The sequence below is a fragment of the Acinetobacter sp. BSP-28 genome (genome assembly GCF_044130285.1).
Lineage (GTDB): Bacteria > Pseudomonadota > Gammaproteobacteria > Pseudomonadales > Moraxellaceae > Acinetobacter.
Map to the genome: position 1 here is coordinate 1 of NZ_JBIQOB010000072.1, position 1,324 is coordinate 1,324.

The 1,324-nt window shown below is 42.8% G+C and carries 4 protein-coding genes; all 4 read left to right on the forward strand.

The genetic code is table 11. The features are described from left to right. The coding region (locus ACE01R_RS17750; protein ID WP_395552800.1) for a hypothetical protein at nucleotides 1-213 on the forward strand (213 nt) is incomplete at its 5' end. Nucleotides 214-269: 56 nt separating this feature from the next. Further along, nucleotides 270-554, forward strand: coding sequence for a hypothetical protein (locus ACE01R_RS17755; protein ID WP_395552801.1), 285 nt, complete (start codon nucleotides 270-272; stop codon nucleotides 552-554). Continuing rightward, entirely contained in the window at nucleotides 541-1,047 is a 507-nt protein-coding gene (locus tag ACE01R_RS17760; protein WP_395552802.1) for a lysozyme, read from the forward strand. Before ACE01R_RS17755 ends, ACE01R_RS17760 begins: the two co-directional genes overlap by 14 nt. Further along, a partial coding sequence (locus ACE01R_RS17765; RefSeq protein ID WP_395552803.1) for a DUF6527 family protein occupies nucleotides 1,044-1,324 on the forward strand: 281 nt, incomplete at its 3' end. The genes ACE01R_RS17760 and ACE01R_RS17765, both read left to right, overlap by 4 nt.

Below are 1,324 nucleotides of genomic sequence, written 5' to 3' on the forward strand. Positions count from 1 at the left end.
AACGGAAACCTAAAAGGAACAACAACCACTCAAAACAATATACCGTTTAATAGCCCAAACACGTCAAATGTATCTATTGGCTCAGGTAACGGTCGTGTGCTGCCAAACAACTGGCATTTGGATGGTTATATTGATGACTTGCGGATAACGAAAGGTGTGTGCAGGCATACTGCGAGCTTCACACCACCTATAAGGGAACACCCAAATAATTAACACAACCAACAGCACCTAAATAGGTGCTTTTTTATTGCCAAAAATTAGGGGGCGAAATGTCTGAAACGACAGGGCAAGCAATTGCCGAAGCAAGTGCAGCAGTTACTTCAGCATCAGCAAAAACAGCAGTTGGCGGTTCAATAGCTGGATTATCCGGGAAGTTTTTAGGGTTAGATCCGGTCACAGCATTGGGTTTGGTTATCGCAATTGCTGGTCTGCTGGTGAGTTTTATGAGTTTCTTAATCAACTGGTATTACAAGCGACAGGAAAATAAACGTGCAGATGAACTACATCAAATTGCACTAAGAAAGGCGAATGGTGAATGCAATGTCCAAGACTAAAATCTCAGTCGCATTATTAGCAGCTTCGGCTGCTTTTTTTACGTCTTTAGAAATACGTGAAGGCTATTCAGCAAAGCCTTACAAAGATGGTGGTGGTGTGGTCACCCAGGGCATTGGCTCAACGGTAAAACCTAATGGCCAACCAATCAAAATGACTGATGCACCAATAACTCGAAAGACAGCTCAAGAGTGGGCAAAGGCTCACGTATCAAAAGATGAAGTGGCTTTTCGTAAATCACTGCCTGGTGTGAAGCTATCCCAGACTGAGTATGACGTCTATCTAGACTTCACATATAACTTCGGCCAAGCCAACTGGAATAGTTCATCCATGCTTCGCAATCTAAAGCAGGGCAAATACGTGCAAGCTTGCCAGTCATTGTTGAAGTGGAAATATGTGGCCAAGCGCGATTGCTCCATCCGATCCAACAACTGCTATGGAGTATGGACCCGTCAAGTTGATCGTTATCAAAAATGTATGGGAGTGAACTCATGACTGAATACTGGGAAAAAGTAAGTCCTTATTTAGAGAAAAGTAGTAATGGCACTTACTACTTTAAATGTCCGGGCTGTAAATATATGCATCCATATCACACAAACCCAAGCGCACACCCCAATGGCAGTACCTGGAATTTTAATGGTGATGTGAATAAACCAACGTTTACGCCATCTTTACTCGTTAATGATCATTATCCTGCAAGTCGATGCCACCTATTTTTGACGGATGGAAAGATTCAATTCTTGTCAGATTGTCATCATGAGTTGGCTGGGCA